The organism is Levilactobacillus angrenensis (genome assembly GCF_003946085.1).
In the GTDB taxonomy this organism is placed as follows: domain Bacteria; phylum Bacillota; class Bacilli; order Lactobacillales; family Lactobacillaceae; genus Levilactobacillus; species Levilactobacillus angrenensis.
Genome location: NZ_RHOB01000009.1, coordinates 111,240 through 129,534, shown reverse-complemented (window position 1 = coordinate 129,534; position 18,295 = coordinate 111,240). Strand labels below are relative to the sequence as shown.

At 50.6% G+C, this 18,295-nt stretch carries 27 protein-coding genes and 2 tRNA genes; all 29 read left to right on the top strand.

What is annotated here, in order from left to right:
* Window positions 1-2 precede the first annotated feature (2 nt).
* The 29 genes from EKM83_RS07265 to EKM83_RS07125 all read left to right on the top strand — a co-directional run bounded on the left by EKM83_RS07265 (window position 3) and on the right by EKM83_RS07125 (window position 18,216).
* Window positions 3-926, top strand: coding sequence for a DnaD domain protein (locus tag EKM83_RS07265; protein ID WP_125575968.1), 924 nt, complete (start codon window positions 3-5; stop codon window positions 924-926).
* Window positions 927-958: 32 nt separating this feature from the next.
* Window positions 959-1,402, top strand: coding sequence for a hypothetical protein (locus EKM83_RS07260; protein ID WP_125575967.1), 444 nt, complete (start codon window positions 959-961; stop codon window positions 1,400-1,402).
* Window positions 1,403-1,404: 2 nt separating this feature from the next.
* Window positions 1,405-2,124, top strand: coding sequence for an antA/AntB antirepressor family protein (locus tag EKM83_RS07255; protein ID WP_125575966.1), 720 nt, complete (start codon window positions 1,405-1,407; stop codon window positions 2,122-2,124).
* Window positions 2,108-2,533, top strand: coding sequence for a RusA family crossover junction endodeoxyribonuclease (locus tag EKM83_RS07250; RefSeq protein WP_318531775.1), 426 nt, complete (start codon window positions 2,108-2,110; stop codon window positions 2,531-2,533). The genes EKM83_RS07255 and EKM83_RS07250 overlap by 17 nt, the downstream gene beginning before the upstream one ends.
* Window positions 2,530-2,754, top strand: coding sequence for a hypothetical protein (locus EKM83_RS07245; RefSeq protein ID WP_125575964.1), 225 nt, complete (start codon window positions 2,530-2,532; stop codon window positions 2,752-2,754). The genes EKM83_RS07250 and EKM83_RS07245 overlap by 4 nt, the downstream gene beginning before the upstream one ends.
* 347 nt (window positions 2,755-3,101) lie before the next feature.
* Window positions 3,102-3,581: a hypothetical protein gene (locus tag EKM83_RS07240; RefSeq protein WP_125575963.1), complete on the top strand. Its 480-nt coding sequence runs from the start codon at window positions 3,102-3,104 to the stop codon at window positions 3,579-3,581.
* Window positions 3,582-3,676: 95 nt separating this feature from the next.
* Window positions 3,677-3,883, top strand: coding sequence for a hypothetical protein (locus EKM83_RS07235; protein ID WP_125575962.1), 207 nt, complete (start codon window positions 3,677-3,679; stop codon window positions 3,881-3,883).
* Window positions 3,876-4,289, top strand: coding sequence for a hypothetical protein (locus EKM83_RS13405; RefSeq protein WP_191987406.1), 414 nt, complete (start codon window positions 3,876-3,878; stop codon window positions 4,287-4,289). The genes EKM83_RS07235 and EKM83_RS13405 overlap by 8 nt, the downstream gene beginning before the upstream one ends.
* The gene (locus EKM83_RS07225; protein ID WP_125575961.1) at window positions 4,286-4,534 is read left to right on the top strand and encodes a hypothetical protein; all 249 of its coding nucleotides are present in this window, start codon (window positions 4,286-4,288) and stop codon (window positions 4,532-4,534) included. The genes EKM83_RS13405 and EKM83_RS07225 overlap by 4 nt, the downstream gene beginning before the upstream one ends.
* A complete protein-coding gene (locus EKM83_RS07220; protein ID WP_125575960.1) occupies window positions 4,531-4,788 on the top strand; it encodes a hypothetical protein in 258 nt (85 codons plus the stop codon). Before EKM83_RS07225 ends, EKM83_RS07220 begins: the two co-directional genes overlap by 4 nt.
* Before the next feature lie 513 nt (window positions 4,789-5,301).
* Window positions 5,302-5,769: an ArpU family phage packaging/lysis transcriptional regulator gene (locus EKM83_RS07215; RefSeq protein ID WP_125575959.1), complete on the top strand. Its 468-nt coding sequence runs from the start codon at window positions 5,302-5,304 to the stop codon at window positions 5,767-5,769.
* Between the two features lie 192 nt (window positions 5,770-5,961).
* Window positions 5,962-6,019 (top strand) — tRNA-OTHER (locus tag EKM83_RS13320).
* Window positions 6,020-6,157: 138 nt separating this feature from the next.
* Window positions 6,158-6,231 (top strand) — tRNA-Ile (locus EKM83_RS07205).
* Window positions 6,232-6,721: 490 nt separating this feature from the next.
* Window positions 6,722-7,003 (top strand): hypothetical protein, encoded by a 282-nt coding sequence (locus EKM83_RS07200; protein WP_125575958.1) that lies wholly within the window; start codon window positions 6,722-6,724, stop codon window positions 7,001-7,003.
* Window positions 6,996-7,379, top strand: a complete 384-nt coding sequence (locus tag EKM83_RS07195) for a hypothetical protein (protein ID WP_125575957.1) — start codon at window positions 6,996-6,998, stop codon at window positions 7,377-7,379. The genes EKM83_RS07200 and EKM83_RS07195 overlap by 8 nt, the downstream gene beginning before the upstream one ends.
* 11 nt (window positions 7,380-7,390) lie before the next feature.
* Entirely contained in the window at window positions 7,391-7,864 is a 474-nt protein-coding gene (locus tag EKM83_RS07190) for a helix-turn-helix domain-containing protein (protein ID WP_125575956.1), read from the top strand.
* A 1-nt stretch (window position 7,865) separates the two neighbouring features.
* A complete protein-coding gene (gene terL / locus EKM83_RS07185; RefSeq protein ID WP_404819591.1) occupies window positions 7,866-9,320 on the top strand; it encodes a phage terminase large subunit in 1,455 nt (484 codons plus the stop codon).
* Window positions 9,320-11,047 carry a phage portal protein gene (locus tag EKM83_RS07180; protein WP_125575954.1) on the top strand — a complete coding sequence of 576 codons (1,728 nt, stop codon included), beginning with the start codon at window positions 9,320-9,322 and terminating at the stop codon, window positions 11,045-11,047. Before terL ends, EKM83_RS07180 begins: the two co-directional genes overlap by 1 nt.
* Window positions 10,959-11,915, top strand: a complete 957-nt coding sequence (locus EKM83_RS07175) for a structural protein (RefSeq protein ID WP_125575953.1) — start codon at window positions 10,959-10,961, stop codon at window positions 11,913-11,915. Before EKM83_RS07180 ends, EKM83_RS07175 begins: the two co-directional genes overlap by 89 nt.
* A 138-nt stretch (window positions 11,916-12,053) precedes the next feature.
* The gene (locus EKM83_RS07170) at window positions 12,054-12,647 is read left to right on the top strand and encodes a DUF4355 domain-containing protein (protein WP_125575952.1); all 594 of its coding nucleotides are present in this window, start codon (window positions 12,054-12,056) and stop codon (window positions 12,645-12,647) included.
* A 7-nt stretch (window positions 12,648-12,654) separates the two neighbouring features.
* A complete protein-coding gene (locus EKM83_RS07165) occupies window positions 12,655-13,692 on the top strand; it encodes a phage capsid protein (RefSeq protein WP_125575951.1) in 1,038 nt (345 codons plus the stop codon).
* A 204-nt stretch (window positions 13,693-13,896) separates the two neighbouring features.
* Entirely contained in the window at window positions 13,897-14,235 is a 339-nt protein-coding gene (locus EKM83_RS07160) for a DUF4054 domain-containing protein (RefSeq protein ID WP_125575950.1), read from the top strand.
* Complete coding sequence (locus EKM83_RS07155; protein WP_125575949.1) at window positions 14,228-14,746, top strand: hypothetical protein; 519 nt, start codon at window positions 14,228-14,230, stop codon at window positions 14,744-14,746. The genes EKM83_RS07160 and EKM83_RS07155 overlap by 8 nt, the downstream gene beginning before the upstream one ends.
* Window positions 14,746-15,033 (top strand): hypothetical protein, encoded by a 288-nt coding sequence (locus tag EKM83_RS07150; protein WP_125575948.1) that lies wholly within the window; start codon window positions 14,746-14,748, stop codon window positions 15,031-15,033. Before EKM83_RS07155 ends, EKM83_RS07150 begins: the two co-directional genes overlap by 1 nt.
* 15 nt (window positions 15,034-15,048) lie before the next feature.
* Window positions 15,049-15,423, top strand: a complete 375-nt coding sequence (locus EKM83_RS07145; protein WP_125575947.1) for a hypothetical protein — start codon at window positions 15,049-15,051, stop codon at window positions 15,421-15,423.
* Window positions 15,416-15,886: a phage neck terminator protein gene (locus tag EKM83_RS07140; protein WP_125575946.1), complete on the top strand. Its 471-nt coding sequence runs from the start codon at window positions 15,416-15,418 to the stop codon at window positions 15,884-15,886. Before EKM83_RS07145 ends, EKM83_RS07140 begins: the two co-directional genes overlap by 8 nt.
* 2 nt (window positions 15,887-15,888) lie before the next feature.
* Window positions 15,889-17,052 (top strand): DUF3383 family protein, encoded by a 1,164-nt coding sequence (locus EKM83_RS07135; RefSeq protein WP_125575945.1) that lies wholly within the window; start codon window positions 15,889-15,891, stop codon window positions 17,050-17,052.
* A 13-nt stretch (window positions 17,053-17,065) separates the two neighbouring features.
* The gene (locus EKM83_RS07130; protein WP_125575944.1) at window positions 17,066-17,530 is read left to right on the top strand and encodes a hypothetical protein; all 465 of its coding nucleotides are present in this window, start codon (window positions 17,066-17,068) and stop codon (window positions 17,528-17,530) included.
* A gap of 65 nt (window positions 17,531-17,595) precedes the next feature.
* The gene (locus tag EKM83_RS07125; RefSeq protein WP_125575943.1) at window positions 17,596-18,216 is read left to right on the top strand and encodes a hypothetical protein; all 621 of its coding nucleotides are present in this window, start codon (window positions 17,596-17,598) and stop codon (window positions 18,214-18,216) included.
* Window positions 18,217-18,295 lie beyond the last annotated feature (79 nt).

The following is an 18,295-nucleotide window of genomic DNA, read 5'->3' as shown; positions in this document are numbered from 1 at the left end:
GCATGGATTACTTCAAACAACGACGAGCGTACCGCAATTTTAAAATGTATGAAGCGAGCGTCTCTAACGGCCAGAATAATCTGTATCGCGAGTTGCTAGACTACGCGAACGATGAAGGGAAGTTGGATGCTCAGTTTCGCATGAAAAATTCGGCACTGCTTAGTCTGACAGGATTATCCGAGCCCGGCCTCGATAAGGCAAGAAATTCACTGGTACAACTTGGACTGATCAAGTACATCAAAGGTAAGAAAAACGTCAAGCCACCTGAGTATCGGGTGGTCAAACTTTACGGTAGGTCAACTGGTTACCCAACCAGTAACCCAACTACAAATGAAAAAAGTAGGTCAACTGGTTTAGACGAAGTAGGCCAACCAGTTGGGCAAGGTGGAGGTCAACCGGTAGGACATAAAGAACTTACTAGTACTGACCTTGACTTGACTGGTACTGACTTAGATGATGATGACGCGGGTATCACCCGATCAAGTGTGATCGATAAGTGGACCAGCCTGTGGGGATTCCCCAACGCTATCGCCATGCCTGAGATTAACGACTGGCTTGAGCAACTGCCAGCGGACGTGATTGACTTCGCCATCACCATCGCCGGTGAGCATAACGTCCAATCGCGCGGGGCGCTTAAGTACATGCAAGCCGTGATTGATGGGTGGCAGAAACGCAAGATTACAACGCTTGATCAGGCCAAAAAGGCGGCTGCAGAACACGATCAACGCATGAAGAACGGCCGCGGGAGCTCTAAGCCAACAAGGGCCAAGGAGACACTGCCAACGTGGGCTCAGAAGACGCCTGAGAAGACGCCAGACCAGCCAACGGCCCCCAAGCAATTCACGGAAGAAGAAAAGGCCGCGTTGGCCGAGAGAATCGCAAGATTTAAGGCACGGCGGTCAGAGAAGGAAGGGGCAGAAGCATGAGTAAACAGCCTGAAATGCAAGGAGGCACAGCCATGCAAGTACAGGAAGCAGTAGCGGCGGGTGTCTACAGCCGTAAGCTAACGATCATTGCCGAGAAAGGTAAGCTCCACGTCCGGACAAGTGGCGTACAAGCCACGGTCAAGGGACGCGAGCAAGTCCGGGACATCGTGATGGCAATCATCTACAAGGGTGTGCGGTACAGCTGGGAGCATCTCAATCCACGGTTTATGACGAACGACTTCAACGACTACACGCTGATACACAGCGTGCGGGGCGATACGGAGATCTATTTCTCGCCGCACACCTTTGAAGTCAAGAGTGACCGGGGCGTGCATGCGGAGGCTATCTTCACCAAACGGCGGTTCGAGTCGTTTATGTATGACGCTGGGACCGCCTTCCCTGCAGAAATTGACGAAGTGGTCAGACAGGCGCAGCGGGACCGGATGGACGATGCACTTACGGAACAGGAGGACTAAAAATGAATGAGTTAATCAAAACTTTTAAGCAAGACGACGGTACAGTGGCCGTCGATGCACGAGACCTGCACGACTTTCTAGAGGTCGGCAAGGACTTTTCGAACTGGTTCAAGGGCATGATTGAATACGGCTTTACGGAGGGCCAGGACTTTACGCCAATTTCGGCGAAAAGCCGTGGTGGCCGGCCTCGCATTGAGTACGCCATGACTTTGGACATGGCAAAGGAGTTGTCTATGATTCAGCGGACTCCTAAGGGTAAGCAAGCGCGTGAGTATTTCATCGCGATGGAGAAGCAGGCCAAGCGACAAGCTCAACAGGTCGTTCTCCCAATGACACCGGAAGAAAAGCTTCTGCTGGTGATGGAGAACGCCAATCGCGCCAACAAACGACTAACTGGGGTTGAGGAGCGCATGGACGACTTCGAGCAGAATCGCCGGCTGGAATCCGGAGACTACACGGCTGTCAGCCACGGGGTATCTAAAGCAGTGCGTGAGTACATCCAAGACCGGCACCTGCAGCTGACTAAGGAACAGCGGTCAGCACTCTATAAGGACATCAACGGCGGCTTGAATCAGGTCTGCGGCGTCCGTGCACGGATTCAGATTAAGGCCAAGGACTTCGACAAAGCAATGCGGTTCATCGATGACTGGCAGCCATCGACGGCTACAAAGATGATGATGCAGCAGACAGAATTACCATTGGCAGGTGTCGCTGGTGATTGAGTTAGTTGTATATGGCGAACCAGTACCAGCAGCACGTCCGCGTTTTAATCGTAATGGGCATGCATATGATCCCTCGAAGAGTCGGGCATATAAGCAGTACGTGTCACTAGAAGCTAGTAAACAGTATCACGGTGATCTAATTGGCCGGAAGCAATTAGTGGTCCGTATAGCCATTTATCGACCAATACAAACCAGCGTTAGCCGAATTGAACATGCTAGACGGGCCCAGAACATTCATCGGCCAATAGTTAAGCCTGACACGTCCAATTACGTCAAGCTTATTGAAGACGCGCTCACAGGCGTTATCTGGGAGGATGACAACTGTATTGTTGATCTATCGGCTAGTAAGTATTATTCAGACGATCCGAGAATTGAAGTCACGGTGACAGAAGCAGGAGGTATGAAATGAGCAATTACGACAGCAATCAACTTCAGCTAAGCCTCATAGCTTTTACACAGGCAGCTAAGGGAATCGCGGCCAGTCAGAAGGAATATTTCGATGCATGTATTGATAATGGCTTCACAGAATCGCAAGCACTGTACCTAACCTACCACTACAACGCGTTTCTCTTCCAGGAAGGGAACTACAAAGACGGTAGCAATGATTCTGATGGGGATGATGGCTACTGATGCGAGTTAGATTGACGAGCAGCAAGGGATACCACGAGTGTCGCCTGTCCTACGCACGGACACACTACTTGGACCACGTGCCTACGTGGAAGGTGAAGGCGGCTCTATGGCAGCAGAAAAAGCCAGTCATTAATGGCTGGAGAATCGAGGAGATTGGATGAAACAGATAGGCGAAGACCTATTCCAAAGTTCAGGCGGTGAGTTGATGGTGCAAGCCGCAGAGGACTGGAGGCTACAGTGTAGTGATAGCCAGTCGTTTTCTGAGTGGTTCCCTGAGTCTGAATCGATTGACCCACACAAGCAGTACCGGTACGATGCGGAGCTTGATGGCATTGAGGAGGTAGAAGATGAGTAAGCGACCAGACATCACAGCAAGACTCAGTCACCTAGTCGAGAAGCGGCTCACCACCCAGGGGATGTACTGGAGCCCAGAGGTGAACTTCGACATGGACACTGAGGACAACAGGCGCGTAGATTTCGTCGGATTCAAGCCTAAGAAGTACGCTGACGGAGCGATTGCCGTGGAGCTTGGGCAGTTTGACTTCTATGAGGTCAAATCGTGTATGGCTGACTTCACATCAGGACACGGTTTGTCCTTCTATGGAGACAATAATTTCTTAGTGTGCCAGTGGGAGTTAGCACAACAGTTGCTTGAAGAGCGGTTGATTCCGCAGCGGGTCGATGGCATCCTTTGTCCCGATAAAAACTGGTCCCGGTTGACGTTGAAAATTGACCGGACCACCGTTGGACTAAAGCGAACACGACCAGCGGCAGAGATTCTATGGGCGATTGTACAGACACGGGGTAAGGAGGCTAGTCATGAGTAAGCAGCGGAAACACACGAAAAAGTCGACCATGCGCAAGAAAAAGCGGCGGATGGCGGAACATGCACGGGAACATCAAGCGAAAGGGGCGAAGACCGATGTACAGCTACAGTAGTGAGCCTAGTTGGATCATGGTCAAAGACAGAGACGACAACCGCGTATGGGTAAATCTAAAGAAGATTGACTATGCAGCGGAAAATAACCCCGGGTGGACGATGTTGAGTCTTGGCGATAAAAGGTTACTGGTCAAGGTTGACTTTAACGAATTTGGCAAGATTTTGGCAGGAGGTGACGACCGTGATTAAGATTTATCGCAAGACGGCGACCATCACGGCCGAACAGCTTACTCAGGATAACTTCGACCAGTTGAAAGCCAAGTACGGTATCAAGTGGAATGAAGACTATGAATGTTACCAGCTTGAAGAAAAGTACATGATTTTTGATTTTGGTGATTGGATTGCCACAGGTACCGACGGCGAGCACTGGCCGATTGCTGATGAGGTCTTCAAGAAGACGTATGCCGAGTTGCCGGTGATTACCCGATGGGCAGCACAAGAAATTGAGGATAGACGTGAGGATGGAATTGCTGACCTATTCTATAGTTCGCTGGAGGTGGCTGGTTCGCCAGGAATGGAATTCATCAGAAATCATCCAGAAGTGGCTGCCCGCGCGTGGCTAGACGGGTACCAGATTGGGGAGGAAGACAAATGACTGGTGAAAAGTTTTACGTGTGCATCAAATCATTTCAAGCTGACGCTTGTGACGGTGATGGCTTCACGATTGACGACGAGCCGCCCGCCGATGTCGAAAAAGGTAGCAAGTGGTCACAGACCCCTAGTATCCCCGACATGCTGTGGGGGTGCGGCAGCGAAGAGGGTGCGTGGCTTATGGGGGTCGACCCCGAGGACGCCGAATACTTTAAGCCGATTGATGAACCTGAGGAGGTCAAACGATGAAGTACGCTGAGTTCAAAAAAATCGCTGAGAGCGAAGGGTTCAAACCACTAATCGTGCCGACTGAAATTGTGATGTTCGACGCCAAGGACCATCCGGCAATTAGCATCAGCAAGGAAAACATGTCTTACAGCATTCGTTCGCCTTACTGGCAGCAAGTATCACCTAGAATGGCTGCAGCCGTGGCTGAGTTCGCTGGGACGCCATGGATTGAGCGGAAAGTACCTGATGATTTGGAGGATATGAGTGATGATTAAGCGAGGCACAACGGTAGTGTGGCACCGGCCACCATTTGATACAGAGACGGTCAAGAAGTACAGAAGCGGCGTGGTCATGCGTGACGATGGGGGTGCACCCGTCATACACACGGTCCACCACAACGCGGAAGATTTTACAGGCCATTGTTTTGGCGTGATTCGGCGCCCCGGACGTAAAAATTTCACAGCACTTGTGCGGTTGAAGGGCCACCAGGGTATGTCAGAAGTTCCGATGGTTCAGCTGTCAGAGGTGAAGCGATGACGTGGCCATTGTTTTGGAAGCTGCTGCTAGCGTTTATCACAGTAATCTTCGCTGATGACATGGCCAATCGTCGCTGGAACCAGAAGAAGATGGGATCCTTCACATTCTGGATTTTTATGATGATTGCTGGAGTTGTCGATATGATGATTCTTATGTAGACGTAAAAAAGGGCCGCCCGCCAGCAGCCCTCCACAAAACATTCGAATGGATAAATTATACCACAAAACGCACGGTGAAGGGGCTGGCGAGGGATGACAGAGTTGGATTTTGACAGTATGGATATGGGGACGCTGTTCCCCGAGGTTGACGAAGAAGCGACGACTCAAAAAGTGACACACTTCCTTAGGGTGACACTGCCTAAGATGGTCCGGGTAAGTGGTCAGTCTATGACAGATCTGAAGTCTCCCAGCTACGATGGGATGCCAAAGGCCAAGCCAGCAGGTAACGCGGCGGAGGCTCGTATCGTACGGCGGCTATACGCGGAGCAAATCGTAAAGCAGACAGTTGTGGCCATTAAGCATTGTGGACAGGACAGCCGCAGCATTCTTAGCAGTTTGTACCTGCAGGGGGACACAGATACGATGTGCTTCATGGGACTGGGATTCTCAGAATCGAGTTACTTCCACGTTCGTAAGCCGCAGGCACTGCTAGAGTTTGCCGATTGTTACATGCTAGATGACCTCCATGTTTTTAAAAAAAGCAGTTTTGGTGCAGTTTAAGTGCAGTTTTTGTGCAGTAAGTCAGCAGGCACTGGCCATATTTAAGGGTTATTCTAGTATCATCGAAAGAATTAAGAAAAACACGCATAGCTCAATGGCAGAGCAGGCAGTCATTGCCCGACGCGGGTTCGAACCCCGCTGCGTGCATTGTGGTGGAATGATGAACCGGCCACAAGATCACCTCCCTGAGTAACGTGCATAGCTCAACGGCAGAGTAAAGAAGATACGGGTTCGACTCCCGTTGCACGTATTGGGCAAATAACTCAAAGGAGATGGGATCTCCCGTTCATCCAAGGATATAGCGTCCATCACGTACTGTGGCGGAATAGGTAGACGCATTGACTCATGAGGGTAAGAACTGAAATTCCTACCTTCATGGGACAAGGTCGGACATGTAAGCTCAATCGAAGAGCGCACGCCTGATAAGCGTGAGGTTACTGGTTAGAATCCAGCCATGGCACACTAAGGCTATGCAGGGTGCGAATCCCTGCCAGTACATTGGCCCTAAACAAATCTTGCTTAACATTGGGTCAAAAATCTAATTGAAAAGAGGTGAAGACTCCTCTCAGTGAGAAGTCTCGCCTGCATCGGTTAGGTGATTTCGTAGAGACTCAGTTTGGACGACTGGGTCTTTTTTGTTACATAAATTTGGTGGTTAGACTTATGTCTATCCGTTTTGGAGGGATGCTCGATGTGGCGACGAAGTGTTGAAGATTTGATAGTGGGACTTACGGCGCTTGCTGTGGGTATTCTGATAGGGTGGTTGGCCTACTTATGGTAAAACGCAAACAAACACCCATGTATTGGAAAAATGGCTCATATGCGTCTAAAACAGGGCATAAAATTGAACGCGATTTGGACCCGTGGGTCAGAGAGCAGTATGCAAAGCGTCACTCGCAAAAGAGTGGTGCTTTTTCTGTGGAAGAGATTGCGGGAAGAAAGGATGTCAAAAATGAAAAAGCAATTAAGCGACAAAGAGAAGGCCAAACTATGGGACGATCTGCCAAATTACATTACCGTCAGTCAACCTAACGGGGAGCTGATTAGTTATATCCCGCTTAAGCCCGAAGCTGGTTCCGGTGATGGCATGATTGTTAACAAGGACTATATCTTCACTGAGAGCTATAGCAAAGAAGAAGCTCATTTTGCTGATATCGATGGCAAAGTCTACTACAAAGGCGCCATGACGTGGGAAAACCACAAGCAGGCACAGGAGGTTGTTGATCGTGACTGATAAAGAAAACAAGCACTCAATCCGGGTTAGCGACGGTACATTAATTAGCCTTTTTGACCCAAAGTATTTCCATGTCTTGATCAATGATGAAGAACTAAACAGTCTTAGTAGTGACGTGGCAGTTAGAGTCGTTGACTCTGGATCAAACTACGTAGACAAGCTGGTTCAGATTATGGTCCCACTGGGCAAGCCTTCGGATGAGCTGCTAAAGAGCTTAGTCCGGCAAGAGAAGCCAATTCACTTGGCTATCAAGGATGACAACACTGACAACTTGTACGAGAGCCATTCGGGATATATTAAGTACGGTCCGAACGTTGTGTACGGCAAGGGATTTCCAATGGGTCAGTTTACGATGGCCTGTGTATTTATGGATTAGGAGGCGCCCCCATGGGTAAAGGCAAGTATCAAGATTGGTTGACCCATGAGGGACTGACCAAGCTGGAGGGCTGGGCCCGAGATGGCCTGACCGATGAACAAATTGCGCATAATATTGGAATTCGTCGGCCCACACTTTATGAATGGAAGAAGAGCCATCCTGACATTTCTGACGCCCTAAAAAAGGGTAAAGAAGTGGTTGACCGTGAAGTTGAATCGGCACTGCTCAAACGAGCTAAAGGTTTTATCACTGAGGACGTAACGGAGACCACTGATGACGAGGGGACACTTACTAAGACCGTTCGACGTGAGGTCCCACCAGATACGACGGCTGCTATCTTTTGGCTAAAGAATCGCAAACCAGACGAGTGGCGTGACCGTAAGGAGACCGAGTTATCTGGTGGCGTAGGCGTACAGGTCAGTGACCCCTACAAGAATTTATCTGAGAAGCAGTTAGCCAAGCTAGCTGATGATGACGATGGCTGACATGCAGCTTATCAGACAAGGCGCGCGGGTTGAACTGGCTCGGCGCCATTTCTTTTCCTATGCTCGGTTAATGGCCCCAGACTTTTACAAGCGGAGCCGGGGCTATTTAGTAGAGATGTGTGATTCCCTGCAAGACTTCGTTAAATCCGACGATGATATCCTAGTCATCAATGAGCCACCCCGACACGGAAAATCGCGCACAGCAGGGCTTTTCGTTCAGTGGTTGTTGGGTAAAGACCCATCGATAAAGGTCATGACCGGTTCTTATAATGAGACGCTTTCAACGACTTTCTCGAAGGGGGTACGGAACGCTATTCAAGAGGTTAAGGCGGACCCGGATATCCCGGTGTTTTCGGATGTTTTCCCAGGCGTCGGCATCAAGCAAGGTGACGGAGCCATGAACTTGTGGTCACTGCAAGGCGGATACAATAATTATTTGGCCACGTCACCAACTGGTACCGCGACAGGGTTCGGGGCTGACGTCATGATCATCGATGACCTTATCAAGAACGCCCAAGAAGCTTTCAACGAAGTAGCCCTAGACGCGCAGTGGTCATGGTTCGTAAACACCATGCTGTCACGACTAGAATCCGGCGGGAAAATCATTATTATCATGACACGGTGGTCATCTCAAGACCTCGCCGGACGCGCTCTGGCCGAATTACCCGGATTAGGGTATAAGGTCAAGCACATCAGTATGAAAGCTCTCCAGGACGACGGAACCATGCTTTGTGAGGATATTCTTTCCCGTGCGCAGTACGAGCGAACGTTTAAGACCCAATCGCCCGAGATTGCGGCGGCCAACTACCAGCAAAAACCAATTGACCAAGAAGGACGATTGTACAAGCACTTCAAAACTTACGACGAAATCCCACGAGATGAGCAGGGCAATCCGCTCTTTCGGGGGATTTTTTCATACACCGATACTGCCGACGAAGGCTCTGACTGGTTGGCTCATTACGTCTATGGGGTATACAACGACGAGGCCTATATCTTGGACGTAGTCTTCTCGCAAGACCCAATGGAGATGACAGAACCAGCTGTGGCCCAATCGCTATTCGAGAATAAGGTCAACGTTGCCACCATCGAATCTAACAACGGTGGGCGCGGTTTTGCCCGACAGGTTGAGCGACGGCTGCACGGTAACTACCACAGCAACGTTACGAAGGTGCAGTGGTTTCACAATAGCCAGAACAAAATCGCTCGCATCTTATCAAATTCGACTTGGGTTATGGGTCACATCTACTTCCCCGTAAATTGGCGGGATAGATGGCCTGACCTATTCGACTTCTTGACGCGCTACCAACGTGAAGGAAAAAACGAACACGACGATGCCCCCGATGCGCTAACTGGGGTGGCAGAATCCATTCAAAATAAGGTCCACATTGACGACCGGCCACGGATGGCCAGTCAGGTATCAATGCTCAAACAATACGGTTTAGGAGGTGATTACTAGTGAGCAACAACAACGACCCGCGGGCTTGGGCTATGAGTTTGCCAAGCCCTTACCCAACTCACGGCAAGCAGGCCATGCTGACGGGTGACCGTTTCGATTTCGACGCCAATCAGGTCTACCGGATGCCGGCGGACAATTGGGAGGCCATCAAGGACGACCCGGCGAAAGTGGCCGAACTGGTGCAAAAGTACATTACTGACCACTACCGCCTGCAGGTCCCTCGAATCATCACACTGGAGCGCTACTACAATGGCGATAATGACATCCATTACTGGGCGTCACACAAGGCCCCCAACCGGGCGGACAACCGCATTGCTAGTGGGTTACCGCGCTATATCACCAACATCCGTGTTGGTTACCAATTTGGCAATCCCATCAAGTTTGGGTACGACAACTCCGATGTCGACGATGCTCAAGAAGCTGTCATCACGGACTTACTGAAGGATTTCAATGCCGATAACAGCGAGCAGTACCACGAGATGGTCATGGGAACCAACCTAGTCACTACCGGGCGCGCCTACGAGTTGATGTACGTGCGTAAGGACAGCAACTCAGTAGCAGTCCGGCCAGTTGACCCAGCCAACGCCTTTATCGTATATGACACGACCATCGGTATGCACAGTCTCTTTGCCGTACGTTACTACTTGGTCCGCTTCGACCACAAGCCAGTCTTCTACGTGGACGTCTACACCGACAGCAAGATCTACCACTACCGCTCAGATATGAACCCCAATGGGAACCTTTCGGTTGATGGGCCCACTGAGGATCATTATTTCGGTAAAGTGCCAATGACCGAGTACAGTCTGGCTGACAACCGGATGGGGGCGTGGGAGTCAAAACTCGATACAATCGATGCCTATGACAAGTCACTGTCTGAGATGGCTAATTCGGAGGAGGACTTTAACAATTCGATTCTAGTCATCAGCGGCGATATCGAAGATGAGTACAAAGAGACCGTCACCGATGCCGAGGGCAAGCAGCTCTACGACGATAACGGTAATCCACTGGTCCGGGTCCGTAAGATTGATCCTACCAAAAACATGATGTTCTTGAAGCCACGTATCATTGACAACCCCGGCAGTTCCCCGACCATTGTGCCGACCGACGCCAAATACCTCACCAAGGAACTCAACGCCTCCGACTGGCAAACCTACGTTGACCAACTCATGAAGGACATGCACAAGGACACCAACACGCCCGACATGTCAGACGAGAACTTCTCCGGCCAAGCAACTGGGGCGGCAATGTCCTACAAGCTGTGGGGTAGTGATCAAGAGATTGCCACACAAGAAGCTTTGTACACTAAGGGACTCATGCGGCGGCTGAGCCTGCTGGGCAATTACTGGAATCATATCAAGCTACTTCCGGGGGCCGACGTGATGGACAGCTTCAAGCCGACCTTTACGCTCAATCTGCCGAAGAATGACGCTGAAATCATCACCAACCTCAAGAGTCTCAAGGATACTGGTGCCATCAGCGACGAAACTATCCAAGATAAGGCAGCCGATGTGACCGGGGTGCCTAAGGAGCAAGAACAGTCCCGAATGGCTGATCAGAGAAAAGCTGATCAGAAAACGGTTCAATCTATAGGGTTAGATGCCCTGACCGACAGTCAGAAGAAAGCAGGTGGCCTAGATGATGAGTCCGACGATAAGCCAGGTGCAGGAGCGGGAACGGATAGACCTGCTACTCCAGCGGGACGACGTCAGCAATCGTCAAACGGATAGTTACTACAGTGAGGCGTTAAAAGGCATCAGGGATAACTTGATGGCTTTCTACGTTCGCTACGCCGACGAAAATGGCTTGACTATCTCTCAGGTCAACCAGCGTATCTCTCGATGGGACATGACACAGTGGAAGCAGGCCTTAGACGACTTGCGTACCGTGACGATTCCGCCCCAAGCAAGTGACCACATTAAGTATGCGATGGTCACCGCCGGCATTAACCGCGAGTATCTACTGATGAGCATCATTGCAGTCCGCATGGCCGTGGCCACCGCTAAACAGCATGCTTTAGTGGCCAAGCGTTTGGCCCAAGATGTGACTGAGGAAGTTGATCGTAAGGCCGAGGCTTTAAAGCTGGCTGAGCGGCGACAAGACTACATCAATCGAGCTCACAAAATGCGTCGTGAAGTCTACGATACCTATGTCAAAGATAGCTTTAAGGACGCTTCTAAGCAGTGGTCGCCGCGACTATGGCAGGACAACGAAGAAATGACGCGAAAAGTTCAAAATATCGTGTCTCAGCACCTTACGTCGGGATTAGGCATTGATGACTTTACTCATAAGCTTTTCCCATATAGTGAGCAAGCAACGCCTTCGACCATCACAGGTAGTGTCGATTCAATGGACTACAAGGCTCAACGATTGTTACGGACTGAATCGGCCCGAGCCATCAACGAAGTGAATCGTAAGATTTATGAGATTGTCGATATTAATGAAGTTGATGTGGTCAACGAGCCAGGGGCCTGCCCTAAATGTGTGGATATTGCTGACAAGGGGCCATATCGCCTTAAAGAAGCTCCAGGGATACCTATCCATCCTAACTGCCGATGCTCGCTGATCCCACACGATGATTTCATCTTTATGCACTAGCAGGATAGAACTAGCACTCATCACGGGTGCTTTTTTCATGCCTTTTTTTCGGTTGCAGGCGTCAAAAAGAACAGCTGACCCGTTATCGCACGTAGAAGTGAATTCGCCCACGAGGCGTTAAAAAGGAGGATTTTTGCGATGAGTGAAAACGAAGAACCAAAGCCGAATGAAACCGATGAACAGAATCAGCAGGAAGGTGGGAAGTCGGAAAAGACCTTCACCCGGGCTCAACTTGCGGCCGCAGCTAAGGGTCAAGGTAAGAAGGACGTTGAAGACTTCAAAACCAACGAGTTGCCCAAACTGATTGCTGATGCGGTTAAAAAGGCTCAAGACGACGCTAAGCTTTCAGCTGATGAAAAGGCCAAGAAGCGTGATAAAGAACGACAGCAGGAACTAGACGCTCGTGAGGCTAAGTTAAACGCCCGTGATGCTTTATCAGCTACCAAGGTTCTGCTGGCCGATAAGGGCCTGCCAGCTTCCTTTGCTTCCATGCTGAGCGACACCGACAAAGACAAACGCAAGGCTAACGTCGAGACTTTCTACGATACCTACACCCAATCAGTTGACAAGAAGGTCCGTGACCAAGCCAAGGGCAAGAGTGACCCCAAGACGGGCGGGTTGCCTAAGGACTTGATCACGAAGAAGTGGAGCGAGCTTAGTTTTGATGAGCGCGTTGAGCTCTATCGCAAGGACCCGGACGAGTATCAACGGATGAAATCGAAAGGGGATTAGATAAACAATGGCATTTACAAAGATTACTTCACTCGCCGACTTGATTGAACCACAAGTCTTTCTGGACTACGTGCAAGAACAGGTCAGCAACACGAACGCCTTCATCAAGAGCGGTGTGCTGGGTGCAGACCCTGTATGGGGAAGCCGACTGCTTCAGCCCGGACGGACCATTGACATGCCGTACATCAACGATTTGCCAGGGGACGCCGAAGAATGGAGCGACACCAAGGATATCGACACTGACTCGCTGACGACTGGTATCAGCCAAGCCATGAAAGTGTTTGATAACAAATCCTACTCGGCCACTGACTTCGGCCAATTGGTCACGGGAGCACCGGTTCGGTCACAGATTATCAGTCGGTTCTCCGAATTCTGGGTACGTCAAGACATGAAGCGTCTGCTGAACGTCTTAAATGCGACCTACGCTAACGCTGACATTTTGACGGCTAAGTCCTACGGGGTCGGCACTGAAAAGGAACTGTCCGCTGGGGACTTATTGGCCGCACTCGCTCGGATGGGCGACATGGCTAACCCAAAGTTAGTCAAATTGGCTATGAATTCGAGTGCCTACTTTGAAATGCGGGCACAGAACCTGATTGATGACGTCAAGCCATCCGAAGGCGGAGCGCCAATCTCGTACTACAACGGACTTCAAATCATCCAAGACGATGATATCCCAGTCGCCGCTGACGGGACCACGGCGGCTTATGCCTTTGCACCAGGCTCCGTAGCCTACGCGACTGCCAACCCAGCTAACGCCTTTGTCATCACGCGAGACGAGTTTAAGAACGGTGGGGTCGAAGCCATCATCCAAAAGCGGGTCTCAGCGATGCAAGTCATCGGGACCGATATCGATACCTCCGTGGTATCCAGCATCAGTGGGTACCGGCAAGCTATCGAAGACGGTAAGCCTGTCTTCAAGGTGGCCACGGACCCACGTAAGCTGGGCATCGTCAAGTATGGATTTAAGGTCGCTAGCCAGTTTGTGGTTCCAACCATCAACTCGCCAAAGGCTGACAGCACGGATGACGACCCAAAAGCGTAAAGGCGCCAGCACCCGAGAAGCTAACCGTCACGCCTACCGCTGATGGCGCCACAATCACCGAAAGCACCCCTGATGTGAAGCCGACGTCAGCCAACACGGTCGCTGAAATCACGGCTTGGCTTGATGATCATGATGTCGACCACACTGGCAAGACGGTTAAAGCTGACTTGCTAGCCCTGGTCCCATCGAAGTGAGGTGAGTTAGATGACACTGACAGTATCACAACTCAAGGCATACCCACAGTTTGCGACGCTGGCTGACCAGGTAATCTTGGACGCTATCGATGATGCGCAAGCCGAGGTTGCTCAATGGGTCAGCCTTCCCCCAAAGGCGGCTGAGCGGGCTACTCGGTTGTTTGCGTGCCATTTGCTTACGGCCGAAAAGGTCGCGGCCAGTGGCGTGCAGTCTTTCACCATCGGTCCCATCACCAAGACCAAGGTCGACTACTCCAAGGTTCATGACCGATATCTAGACGGCTATCTTCGACTATTACGGCAGTACGGGCTGGACAGCTCACAAGGAAGAGCGTGGTCCAGTGATTAAAGACCATTACAACCACCTCCCTCGTATTAAGCGTGAACTAGATAATCTTTCAGGTAAGGCTGTAGTAGTTGGGATTCTGCCAAAGCAGTCTGAATTTTTGCAAATGATTGCAGTGGTCAATGAGTATGGGGCTCACATCAAGCCTAAGAAGGGTAAATACCTTTATATCCCAGGTCCTAAAGGCAAGGTGTACCAGCTTAAATCAGTCGATATTCCGGCCCGGTCTTTTTTGCGTTCCACTTATGATGCTAAGCATCGAAAATGGGAGCACACTATCACGTCTGGAGCGCACCGCATCGTGCGTAGTAATGGTGAAGTGACAGCAAACCAAGTCATGACAGCTTTGGGGGTGACCATGCAGAAACAAATTAGGAAATCGATTAGCCGTAAAAAGAAACCAGCTAACGCCCCGCTTACTGTGGCCAACAAGGGCAAGAATGACCCATTAGTCGACACCGGCAAGCTGGGCAAGTCAATTAAGTACAAAATTACGAAAAGAGGAAAACTTTAATGGCATTAAATTTAACAATTTACAAGAAGGGCGAATCTGAGGCGGCTTTCACTGGCGTTAAGACGAAGGCTGACATCACTGGTCTTAAGCCAGGGACGGTCGTTGCAGACGGTGACTACGAAGCCACCAACATCGATGACACCGGCACCTTAGATGAATCTGACCGAGCATCTGTCAAGGGGTGGACGGTCCCAAAACAGAAGGCACCGACGCCGGGTGACTTGACGGTCACCCCAACGGCTGACGGTGCTGAAATCACTGAAAGCGACCCGACTGCCACTGACTAGTGAGGAGGGATAAGTGTGCAAGAAGATGTGAGCGACATCTTGGCTGAAGAGGCAGTTCCGCTGTATATCGAACCAAGTGCCAGTCTTGATGGTGCTGAACCGGATGACTTAGGACAACTCGTACCCCGTGAGGCCGAGCCCTACGACGTCAACGAACCGCTTATCCCGGCCAGTTTGAACACCAACATGCAAGCAGTCATGAGCCAGGAGCTAGGCGGCCAAGTTGTCACCTACGATGCGTTCTGGTACTCCCAGCGTATTGTTCCCGAGGGGTCTCACGTTACAGTAAAAGGCAGCCCAAAGATTCGATACAAGGTACTGCGCCATACGGGGTTCCAGGCCCAAGGCGGATTTATCGTTTACGGACTGGGGGCGATTGAAGATGACTGATACTTACGACTACCGGGAGCTTATTCGGCCCCTGATTGCCGTGCTCAAAGATAAAACGGGTGCTGAGGTATATGAATCCTCTTTTGAGGGTCGCCAGCCTAAGGACCCGTTTTTGACGTATGAACCAATCACCCCCTATATCCCGCTGTCAGTTGACGTGGTTGACGACGAGATTTGGGAGTGCACGTGGTCTATCGATGCGGTCGCTGACGACATGATCAAGGCTATGAGCTTGGCTCAGAAGGCCTTGAAGGTTCTGCGGACGCAAGAAGCTTCACTGACATTTGAGGACGTTGGCATCTACCTAGTTGAAGAGGGCCAGGCAGAACGTCGCGATGTTCCCTACATTGAGGGTGTGCAAAAACGCCGGGTAGGGTTCGACATCCGCATTCGCGTGCAAGACCACTTCACTGATGATGTTCAAACGATTGATTCTATCGAACAAGAAAATAAGGAGGCTTAAAAATGGCAGGAATTGTAATTCCAAATGTGACCGATGTTAATGTCACAATTGATATCGACCACCCGCAGCCAACCGTCGGATTGACGAACCCTAATCTCTTCGTCAAGGGCGACAAGGAGGGCTATGGAGAGTACACGACCATTGAAGACGTGATGGCCGACTACCCGATGGGAACGCCCGCTTATAACGCGGCGTATGCCGTATTTGCGCAACCCAACGCACCAGAACTAGTAGCTATCACCAGCTACGTCAAGGACAACTCTGGGAGCTTTACAGCGGCCGCTCCGACGCCAGAAGACTTAGAGAGCACGCCGACGGCTGACGGTGCTGAAATCACTGAAAGCGAATCGCCTACGACTGCTACCGGTGATGTGGACTGGACTAAGCTCACTGGGGTAGCTAAGGCGGTGGCTGACTACTTCTACCGTAACTGGGAATTCGCTTTGATGCCGGAATACGACGAAGAAGACGCTTTGGATTTGGCAACGCTCATCGAAAAGGGTGGGTACGACGGTAAGGGATTCCACTTCTTCTTCCCACAAGTATCTGATTTTACCAAGGAGAATCCTTTCAAGGACTTCCATCGGACGTGGTGCTTCTACCACACGGATGCGGACGAGTACTACACGGCCGCACTAGTTGGCAAGGGTGGTGCCGAGACTGTCGGCTCAATCAGTTGGAAGTTCGTCTCTGACCTGGTTGATATTACGCCAGAAAGCCTGCCTATCACTGATATGCAGACTCTCGATAAGAACGGATATATCGCCTATTACACCAAAGGCGCTCACAGTAATCAGACGACTGATGCCAACCCGCTAGGCGACTTTATTGACACTTACCACGGTGCCGACTGGATCAAGTCAGAGACTGAAAACCAGCTGCAGAATTTGCTCAATACCAGCGGCAAGCTGACCTTTGATAAGGCGGGAGTCGCCAAGATTGAACAGGTTTTACGGACTATCCTCAATCAAGCAACATCTCAGACCATTATCGATACCGATGACGATACTGGCGACGGCATCTTTAACTTGACAGTCAAGCAACGCGCTGACCTGCGTAAGACGGATATCGCTAAGCGCTTGTACAAGGGCGCTTTCTTTGACTACCAGCCAAGCGGCGCCATCAACCACATCAATGTCGGTATCACGCAAGACGCTTTAGCTTAGGAGGTGAAATCATATGGCTGAAACTTATAACTCCGGCGATTCCTTGACGATGGGGAACGGGCGGACAGCGGCGTTTTACCGGGCCAAAGAGGTCCAATACCCGCTGGTCCTGCAATCCGGTGAAACGCATTTGCTAGAAAACTTCCAGGACGGTGACATGATCACTTTCTCCAAGGACGAGGCCAAGTTCACGGGTATTTCTGACCCGCAAGGAAACGTGGGGCTGTCTGAAAATGATAACTCCTTGGGTACCGGGACGGCGAACATGATGTATGGATCGCCATCCTTTAAATTGCTGTTGAATTTGTACAATACCGGTGAAACATTTTCGCTCCACAAGAACGATGGGACGGAGTACGTCGGCGGCGATCACTGTGTCATCAAGCAGCCACCAGAAGTGGCCGATGGCAAGGACTTCCCAACACGGACTTTCACCATTGTTGTACTGGACTATGAACACAAAACTTTAGATGAATAACGCCAAGCGGCCAGGGTTCGACTCCCGGGTCGCTTTTTAATCCCAAAATTTAAGGAGTGCTTGATATGACTGAAAAAGACGAAAAGGTAGCGGCTACCACGACTAAGGCACAAGCAACTAAAAAGCCCAATAAAATCAACAAGAATCTGAAATCCGAAGTAATTGATCTCGATGATGGAACAAAGATGACAGTTGTCTTCCCTGGGACCGCCTGGGCTCAACGGAAGGTTTATGACCCAGCCTCGATGCCTAACGGATCGCGATCACTTGCTATTTTGTACCAAAATTTCATGGACATCGTTATCCACAATCCACAAATGGATTGGAGCTTCTTCGATGATAAAGTCTCGGAAAGTTCGCGCAAACGGCAGACCGAAGTCACTGATGATGACGGCACCGTTCACAAGTACAATCTCGAATTCCCGGGCACGCTGACCATCTTGCAAATGCGGGACCAGGCCACGGATGCTTTGGGACGGGTGCTTGACTATGAATTCAATCTTGGAATCGTTCAAAACATCATTACCAACAAGAACGTCAAGGATTTGGACTACTTTGATCACCACAATGGCTACAGCGAACTCATGGATGCCGCCACTGAAATGCTGATCCAATGGGCTCAAGAATCTGGGGTATACGACACAATGGGTAAGGTCGACAACTTCATGAGTCGGATGTTTCGCTAACCCTTATATCGGGCATCACAAGAAGCTTGATGAGGTCACAGGCCAGCGGGCTAACTACTACCGGCCCGTGTCTATGGGC